Genomic DNA, 8,783 nt, shown 5'->3' with positions numbered 1-8,783 from the left:
GTGTTTACTTCAATTTTAGTTAAGTCCATTATTCAATAATTTTTGAATCTTTCAACTTTTGTTTTGAAAAAATCACTAAATGAACACAATTAAGTTGATCTTGGTCATTAAATTATTTATTTCGAGAGCGAAATTAAAAAATAGTTGAATAAGAAAATTAATGAACAGGTGACGCAAACGAGTGCTCACGTTATTTTTAACTTGATTCAGTTAATTAAAGCGACTCGAACAAATGCAGGTGATCCGCTTAAAAAACAACCACCCTTCCCTTTCGTCTGCTTATCATTACCGATAACTTTTTGCTCGATTTCTCAATTGCTCAGTGTTTGCATCAAAAAGCTCACTGAAGTTGAGAATAGTGATCTGATCTTATTTTGATTGCCTTCGAGCACAACTCTACGAATAGATGCACTGTAACGACGCTTAGATAGCCTTCACTCTTTGTTTTAGAATGTTTTGGTATAGGCTTAGAACGCGATACAGCTAAGTTTTGGCACTAACATTCGTTCTAGGCGCGATGCTTAGTTTCATGGACGAAGCATAGTTACAGGAACGAAGCTTGATTAAAGTAAGTTAGCTACGAATATCGAGCTAACCAAAGCTTAAGTTCAAATAGCAGGCACAAAAAAGCCGAGCATTACGCTCGGCTTTTAAATTCAGTGTCTAGACCTAAAGCGTCTAAGCGACAGGTTGATTAACCTTCGTTGCGCTCTGGACGACGACCACGGTTACCACCGCCATTGCCGTTACCATGGCCACGTTCGCCACGGAAGTTACCACGGTGATCGCCACCACGGTTACGGTCGAAACGACGTTCGCCATCACGTCCGCCAGCAGAGTTACCATCGCGAGCACCATCACGGTTGCCACGGTATCCACCACGACCGCCTTCACGGTTACCACCTTCGCGGTTGCCGCCTTCACGGTTACCACGGTAGCCGCCACCATCACGACCGCCACGGTTGCCACCACGGTTGCCATCACGACCGCCGCCGCCACGACGAGGTTCACGGAAGTCATTGAAATCAACAACTACAGCGCCAGCTTCTTTTTGACGAATGCGAAGTTTGCTTAGCTTACCAGCAGTTTCAGAGTTCATTGCTTTTGGCAGTTGAACGTAAGTAGAACCTTGGTCTAGCTTGATAGCACCGATAGAACCTTTAGTTAGGCCAAGTTCGTTTGCTAGTGCGCCAACGATGTCTTTAACCTGAACGCCTTGCTCACGGCCAACTTGTAGTTGGTAAGTATCCCAATCTTGAGTATTGAAGTTGCGACCACCACCGTCACGGCCGTTGTCACGATCTTCACGACGCTCTTTGCGACGGTTCTTATCACGCTCAATAGCAGCGATCATTGGGTCTTCGCCAACGTAGAATAGTGGGCTCTTACCTTGCTGACGCTTAAGAAGCATTGCAGCTAGAGTAGCAGCATCAACTTCTAGAGACTCTTGAAGAGTAGAGATAAGACCTGCAAAGTTTTCTAGTGCTTTGCTTTCTTTCTCAGTTTCAAGTTCAGCGCCAAGCTTAGCAACACGTGCAGCAGCAACTTGGTCACGTAGAGGAAGTTGAATTTCTTCCATTTGAGACTTAGTTACGCGCTCGATTGTGCGAAGCATGCGAATTTGGTTAGTGCGAACTAGTAGGATCGCTTTACCTTTACGTCCAGCACGGCCAGTACGACCAATACGGTGGATGTAAGATTCAACATCGAATGGGATGTCGTAGTTGAATACGTGAGTGATACGTGGAACATCAAGACCACGAGCTACAACGTCAGTTGCAACTAGGATGTCGATCACACCTTGTTTGATGTGATCAACAGTACGCTCACGTAGAGACTGAGGAATATCACCGTGCAGTGCAGCAGCTTTGAAGCCACGTGCAGATAGCCAATCAGCTAGACGCTCAGTGTCTTGACGAGTACGTACGAATACGATTGACGCGTCAGTTTCTTCAGTTTCTAGAAGACGAGACATTGCTTCGTCTTTTTCTACGCCTTTAACAACCCAGAAGTTCTGCGCTACTTTATCAACTGTGTGGTTAGTACCAGCAACGTCAACTTTAGCCGGGTTACGTAGGTAACGGTCAACAATAGTCTTAACCATTGGAGGCATAGTTGCAGAGAAAAGTACACGTTGTGCAGATTCTGGAGCTTGCTCTAGGATCCAAGTAACGTCATCTACGAAGCCCATTTTCAGCATTTCATCTGCTTCATCAAGAACAAATGTGTGTGCTTCATCTAGGTGTAGACGGTCACGAGTTAGTAAGTCTTTAACACGACCTGGAGTACCAACAACAATGTGAGCACCGCGGCTTAGAGCACGCATTTGGTCAACAATTGAAGCACCACCGTAGATTTCAATAACTTTAAGACCTTTGATATCACGGCCAAGGTTTTTGATTTCCGCAGCAACTTGAATCGCTAGCTCACGAGTAGGAGCCATGATGATTGCTTGTGGTTTGTGTTGGTTCAGGTTGATTTTGTTAAGTAAAGGCAGAGAGAATGCTGCTGTTTTACCAGTACCAGTCTGTGCTTTACCTAGTGCGTCACGGCCTTCAAGAAGAAGAGGAATAGCTGCTGCTTGGATTGGAGTCGGAGAAACGAAACCCATGCTATCAAGAGCTGAAAGAATGTTATCGTTTAGGGCTAATTCATTAAATTGAATTACAGATTCGGACATTGGGATCCCACTATATATAAGTAAACAAAAGGTCCCGGGAGCTCTATCAATTCCAATACTGATCCAATCAGATACTGATTCCATTCAGAGTTACGAAGCAGTAATAAAACACTTCAAGCCATTAGGGACGTCTAAGGGAGGCGGATTATTCCCTAAATGCATAAAAAAATCCAGAAAAAATTGAAATACATCACATATTTTTCGCTTTTACATCAATACTGGTTATCATATCGTCAAAACTTGATGAATATCTCGTCACAGCACCCATCTCCTAGCAAATTGACCTAGTTAAATAAGAGGGCAATTAATTAACGCTCACTTCGCCTTTAAGTAGTAATCAAGCCTCGCAATGATTATAGTGTGCTCAATTGTCCTCGATAGATAAAAGTCAAAATGTTTCAAGATAATCCTCTACTCGCTCAGCTCAAGCAGCAAATCCAAGAAACCCTCCCTAAAAAGGAAGGTACCATCAAAGCCACTGAAAAAGGTTTTGGTTTTCTCGAAGTTGATAGCAAAACAAGCTTCTTTATCCCGCCTCCGTACATGAAGAAATGTGTGCACGGTGACAAGGTGATTGCCATCATTCGCACAGAGAAAGAGCGCGAAGTAGCAGAGCCTGAGGAATTGGTTGAACAAGGTCTTACTCGCTTTATTGCACGAGTTAAGCTTTTCAAAGGCCGATTGAACGTTGTTCCTGATCACCCGCAGCTCAAAAAACTGCAACTTAAAGCGAAAGCAATGAAGGGTCTAAACCCTGAAACGCTTAAAGAAGGTGACTGGGTTGTTGCTCATATCGTTCAACACCCATTAAAAGGTGACAACGGATTCTTGGCTCAGATCTCTGAGAAAATCACAGACGCTGACGACAAGATTGCACCTTGGTGGGTAACGCTGGCACAAAACGATCTACCAAACAGTGAGCCTGAAGGCATCGACAACTGGCTAATCAACGATGACGCCGATCTTGAACGTGTAGACATGACGCACGTCCCTTTTGTGACTATCGATGGCGAAAGCACAAAAGATATGGATGACGCGCTTTACGCGAAGAAGAAAGAGAACGGTGATTTTGAACTGACTATCGCAATTGCTGATCCAACGGCTTACATCTCTCCAGATGATGCGATGGATAAAGTGGCACGCGAGCGCGGTTTCACTATCTACCTTCCTGGTCGCAACATCCCAATGTTGCCTCGTGATCTTGCTGACAACCTATGTTCACTGATCGAGAACGAAGTTCGTCCTGCACTTTGCTGCACAGTAACGGTATCTAAAGATGGCGTTATCGGTGATGACATTAACTTCTTCGCTGCAAACATCAAATCTCATGCTCGTCTTGCTTACGACAACGTATCAGACTGGCTAGAAACAGGTGCATCAGAGAAATGGCAACCATCAGAAGAGATTGCTGCAATTGTTTCTGATCTTCACCAATTTGCTCAAGCACGTTCAGCATGGCGCTCAGCAAACGCTGTTGTGTTCCCAGATCGCCCTGACTACCGCTTTGAACTGAGCGAAGATAACGATGTTGTCGCTATCCACGCTGACATGCGTCGTAGCGCAAACAAGCTGGTTGAAGAATCAATGATCAGCGCGAACATCTGTGCGGGCCGAGTACTAAAAGAGAGCTTCAACCAAGGTGTGTTTAACTGCCATTCTGGTTTCAAGGCTGAGAAAATCTCCGACGTTCTTGAACTGGTAAACCCGCAAGCGGAAACGCCGTTCACTGAAGAGCAAATCATTTCTCTAGAAGGTTTTGCTACTCTACGTCGTTGGTTAGGTTCTTTAGATAACAGCTACTACGACAACCGTATTCGTAAATTCCAAGCGTATAGCGAGATCAGCAATGAGCCTGCACCGCACTACGCGATGGGATTAGATATTTACGCAACTTGGACTTCTCCAATTCGTAAATATGGCGACATGATTAACCACCGTATGCTTAAAGCACACATCTTAGGTAAAGCGCCAATTCAAACACCAGATGAAACTATCGGTGATGAACTTGCCCTGCACCGCCGTCACCACGGCATGGCTGAGCGTAATGTTGGCGATTGGTTGTATGCTCGCACTCTAGCCAATGCTCCAGCAGAAGAAACTCGTTTCCAAGCTGAGATTTTCGATATTAACCGTGCAGGTATGCGTGTACGTTTACTTGAAAATGGTGCTGCTGCATTTATCCCTGGATCTCTCATTCTTAATAATAAAGAAAGAATAGAGTGCAACGGTGATATGGGTACTGTATCTATCGATAAAGAAATGGTATACAAACTGGGAGACGTTTTAGAAGTAGTTCTCTCTGAAGTTAATCAGGAAAACCGTAACTTAGTAGCAAAACCTACTCAAGTATTTGCGGACTTGCCTAGCGAGCCTGAAACGACAAACGAAACCGAAGCTTAAAGGCGTTAACAGCTACAGCTTTCAAGGTTTCGGCTTTCAAGGTCAAAGCTATCAAGGTCAAAAGCTTCAAAGGTTCACTTCTAAAGGCGCTAATTATTAGCGCCTTTTTTGTAAATGTCTCATGCTTAAACAATACTTAAAAAAACAATCAATAAGCAATCAATTTACAACGTCAAAGAAGCTCACTATGTCATCAATCACAGTTACTCAGTTCAGAAACTTCATTCCCAGGAGACGAGAACGTTATCCTGCCTCTAAAAACGGTATCTTTATAGTGTCGAAAGGCAGCATTTCTTTTGTGTTGCCCAATGGTACTCAAGCCTCGTTGCAAGCGGGAGATTTCACCCTTTACAATTCTGGTCAGATTAAAGACATCACGGTTAACACTGAAAATGGCGAATTCAGCGCAACCTGCTTAGATTTTGATTTGGCTATCTTTCAAAAGTTCATTAATCAGTTCAGCGATTTAGAGTCCGCTCGAATCCCAGACAAGTACATTAAGTTCAATCAAACGGATACTGAGCTCTGTCAGTTGAAAGATCTCATCATGTCACTGGCCAACTCTTCTTCTCAGAATGACTACGCACTCACTCAATTAGGCTTAAGTTTGCTGTCTTTGATGGTGGAACAGTACCCAGCTCTATTGGCTATTATTGCTCGAGCTTCAAGGTTAACCGTGACCCAAAGAGTCATTCATTACATCGAGCAAAACATTGAAAACAATATCTCTTTGGATACGCTCGCCAGTTACATGGGAATGTCACCGGCTACGCTTAAACGTCGCTTATCGGCTGAAGATCTGTCGTTCTCAAACTTATTAAAGATAAAACGTATTGCTCATGCAGCCACTCAGCTAAGAGCATCGGATAAGTCGATCACTCAAATCGCGTATGAGTCAGGCTTTAAAAGTGCCGCTCACTTCAGCACGGCCTTTAAAACGTATCACGGAAAAACACCAAAAGACTTCCGATCGCTAGTGGCACAAGCACAACTGCAGAGCGTAAAGCCGCAAGTTTAAAGAAACAAAGCGATAGATTGATGTGGACGTCTTAGTTGGGAACTGGTGTAAACCAAGTGGCTTCAATATTAAGCCACTTGGGTGTGGGATGAGATGATTTGGCTTTGGGATTCAGTGGTTGAGTTTTGATACTCATTGATTCAGCTTTGCGAGCAGGCCACCAGCAAACGTGAAAACAGAGTGACTATGACCAGAAGTACGATTTAGGGTCTTTTTCTATTTCCGCCAAAATAGCATCAAGATCCTTCGATTTAGGAAGGTACGGATACGGCCCCCAATTCACAGAGTCGGTTTCGACATCCCCTTCAAGCGGCACCATCACTAACCAACAAGACAGCGACTCATCAAAAGTCACGCAGACGATCTCGTTTGTATAATCACTGTGAGATGAGTCGAGTAGATAATGCGCCTGAGAAAACAGCACACCACCCTCACACTCTTCATATAGGGATTTGCCTAGCTCGACAGGTAAACTTCGATTTCGAGATGTACAGAGCCTCTCGGCCCCAATTAAAAGACGATTCAGCTCGATATGAATGACGGACATAACACCCCTTGTAACTTCATAGAAACTTCATAGAAACTTCTAAGTAGTGAATTCCTCTACTTAGCTTAGGACTCAACAAACATTTTAGCGAACAAGCGTAATCAAAATACCTGCCCTGCTCCCAGAAACGAATCTTGCTTTCGGAAACCCAGAAAGCTACGACTCATCAAGCGAACAGCTATACATCGAGAGTATGGAATTTCACAAAAGTGTCATATAACCGACCTATCATATGCGACAAATGTTATTAACTAGGAGTTGTTTATGTTACGAGTCGCGCTTGCCTCTCTTTTATCCTTAGTCCTGTCTTCTCATGCTGCTTTAGCACAAGAAACCACTATTTCGGGCTCCACTTCAGTATCACGAGTGATGGATGTATTAGCTGAGGAGTACAACAAGACTCACCCTGATAACTATATTGCGGTTCAGGGCATTGGTTCTACAGCAGGTATTACCATGGTTAATAAAGGTGTCTCTGACATCGGTATGAGCTCGCGTTATTTAACCGACCGCGAACAAGACGAGAAGTTGAAGGTATTTCCAATTGCCTTTGACGGCCTAGCTGTAGTAACTAACCGCTCAAACGCTGTAAGCAACGTTACACGTGAGCAGCTGTTCGATATCTACAAAGGCAAAATCACGAACTGGAAAGCTGTGGGTGGCGCAGATCAGCCTATCGCAGTTGTCACTCGCGAAGCGTCTTCTGGCTCACGCTATAGCTTCGAAAGCTTGCTTGGTTTAACGAAGATCATTAATGACCGTCTAGTGTCTGACATCAACCCAAATAACTTGGTTGTAAACAGCAACAGCATGGTTAAAACGATTGTTAACCATAACCCACACGCGATTGGTTTTATCTCTGTTGGTTCGATCGACCGTTCGATTAAAGCAATTACATTTGAAGGCGTAGAGCCAACATCTAAGAACATTGCTAACCACAGCTATGAATTGGCTCGCCCATTCTTGTTGCTGCACAAGACAGACTCAGTTTCTGACGAGAGCAAAGACTTCATCAAGTTCGTGAAGTCAAAGCAAGGGCAAGACCTTATCGAAGAGTACGGCTACACTCGCATTAAATAAGTGAGTGAGTTTTATCTTATGAAAAAAAAGAGAGAGCATTAAGCTCTCTCTTTTTTTTGGAATCTATAGAGTTCGTTTAGAAGTGAAGTTGAATCACGGAAACGATCACAGCGCCAGGACGACGAATACCTTCGATTTCTACGCGAATTTCGCGTTCAATCTCTAGGCCTTTCTTGATTGGCGTGACTTTTGTTAGCGTACTCTTAGCACGAACGTTACTGCCCGATTTAACAGGGTATGGGAAACGTACTTGGTTAAGACCAATGTTTACGACCATCTTCGCTGTTGGGAATTGAGACTTGTCAGGGTCAACACTGTCAGTCAATCGAGGAAGCAGAGATAAAGTTAAAAAACCATGTGCGATGGTTGTTTTGAACGGAGAGTCTGTTTCCGCTTTTTCAGGCTCAGTGTGGATCCACTGCATATCTTCAGTAACAAGGCCGAACTGGTTAATACGGTCTTGACTTACATTGATCCAGTCGCCAGTATGGATGACTTCACCGATCTGTTGACTAAGCTCATCAAACACAAGTTGTGCATCTGGCTTAAGTAAGATCGGCTGTTCCACCGGCATCTCTGGTGCATCTTCATTGACAGCAGGTTTGTGGTGATCACGAACCCACGCAAAGAAATGGCTATTTTGCGTACGATTAAGAAAGTCGCCCCAGTAATCTCTAAGAGCTGGAGACATCCATTGCATAAACTCTGAGTGTTGCGAAGACATGCTATCGCCTCGGTGTTTAAATAAATCAATGACTTTCATAAGAACCTCAATGCACAAAAAATTTCAATATAACTTCGTAATTTTGAAACACTTCACACTATTGTGCAAATGTTTTCGAGCATACAACCGTTAGCTGAACCTTGTTAAAATCATATTAAACATATACTTACCAATAAAACATCATTTTATTACAAAACCCAAATTAGAGTGTTAGCTCTATCACATGACAAACATTTGTTTATATAAAAGGCGTTTTTATTCATAAGTGGAATAAAAAAAGGCTTAGCGCAATGCTAAACCTTAGTTTTTACAAGGAATTAGTTTTCCGAGGGTT

Annotated in this window: 6 protein-coding genes; 3 read left to right on the top strand and 3 right to left on the bottom strand. The window is 43.5% G+C overall.

What is annotated here, in order from left to right; translation table 11 throughout:
- Positions 1–694 precede the first annotated feature (694 nt).
- Complete coding sequence (locus tag AB4512_RS05485; protein WP_080582207.1) at positions 695–2,764, bottom strand: DEAD/DEAH box helicase; 2,070 nt, start codon at positions 2,762–2,764, stop codon at positions 695–697.
- Positions 2,765–3,073: 309 nt separating this feature from the next.
- On the opposite strand from AB4512_RS05485, the gene rnb reads away from it, so the two are divergent.
- The gene (gene rnb, locus AB4512_RS05480) at positions 3,074–5,080 is read left to right on the top strand and encodes an exoribonuclease II (protein WP_017059497.1); all 2,007 of its coding nucleotides are present in this window, start codon (positions 3,074–3,076) and stop codon (positions 5,078–5,080) included.
- A gap of 187 nt (positions 5,081–5,267) precedes the next feature.
- On the top strand, positions 5,268–6,098 hold the full coding sequence (locus AB4512_RS05475; RefSeq protein ID WP_017059496.1) for an AraC family transcriptional regulator: 831 nt from the start codon (positions 5,268–5,270) through the stop codon (positions 6,096–6,098).
- A 184-nt stretch (positions 6,099–6,282) separates the two neighbouring features.
- Here the strand turns inward: AB4512_RS05475 and AB4512_RS05470 are convergent, their stop codons facing one another.
- On the bottom strand, positions 6,283–6,645 hold the full coding sequence (locus tag AB4512_RS05470) for a DUF3024 domain-containing protein (RefSeq protein ID WP_017059495.1): 363 nt from the start codon (positions 6,643–6,645) through the stop codon (positions 6,283–6,285).
- A gap of 264 nt (positions 6,646–6,909) precedes the next feature.
- On the opposite strand from AB4512_RS05470, the gene AB4512_RS05465 reads away from it, so the two are divergent.
- Complete coding sequence (locus AB4512_RS05465) at positions 6,910–7,725, top strand: phosphate ABC transporter substrate-binding protein (protein ID WP_372174593.1); 816 nt, start codon at positions 6,910–6,912, stop codon at positions 7,723–7,725.
- A gap of 76 nt (positions 7,726–7,801) precedes the next feature.
- On the opposite strand, the gene AB4512_RS05460 is transcribed toward AB4512_RS05465, so the two are convergent.
- Complete coding sequence (locus AB4512_RS05460; RefSeq protein WP_372174591.1) at positions 7,802–8,488, bottom strand: MaoC family dehydratase; 687 nt, start codon at positions 8,486–8,488, stop codon at positions 7,802–7,804.
- Between the last annotated feature and the right edge of the window lie 295 nt (positions 8,489–8,783).

It is taken from the genome of Vibrio sp. 10N.222.52.B7, assembly GCF_041474275.1.
Lineage (GTDB): Bacteria > Pseudomonadota > Gammaproteobacteria > Enterobacterales > Vibrionaceae > Vibrio > Vibrio crassostreae_C.
Note: the sequence above shows the minus strand (reverse complement) of the source record. Positions and strands in the feature narration are given on the sequence as shown.

Excerpts from the sequence above, each read along its gene's own strand:
- AB4512_RS05460 (WP_372174591.1), bottom strand. The coding sequence starts at position 8,488 with ATGAAAGTCATTGATTTATTTAAACACCGAGGCGATAGCATGTCTTCG.
- rnb (WP_017059497.1), top strand. The coding sequence starts at position 3,074 with ATGTTTCAAGATAATCCTCTACTCGCTCAGCTCAAGCAGCAAATCCAA.
- AB4512_RS05475 (WP_017059496.1), top strand. The coding sequence starts at position 5,268 with ATGTCATCAATCACAGTTACTCAGTTCAGAAACTTCATTCCCAGGAGA.
- AB4512_RS05485 (WP_080582207.1), bottom strand. The coding sequence starts at position 2,764 with ATGGAATCAGTATCTGATTGGATCAGTATTGGAATTGATAGAGCTCCC.
- AB4512_RS05470 (WP_017059495.1), bottom strand. The coding sequence starts at position 6,645 with ATGTCCGTCATTCATATCGAGCTGAATCGTCTTTTAATTGGGGCCGAG.
- AB4512_RS05465 (WP_372174593.1), top strand. The coding sequence starts at position 6,910 with ATGTTACGAGTCGCGCTTGCCTCTCTTTTATCCTTAGTCCTGTCTTCT.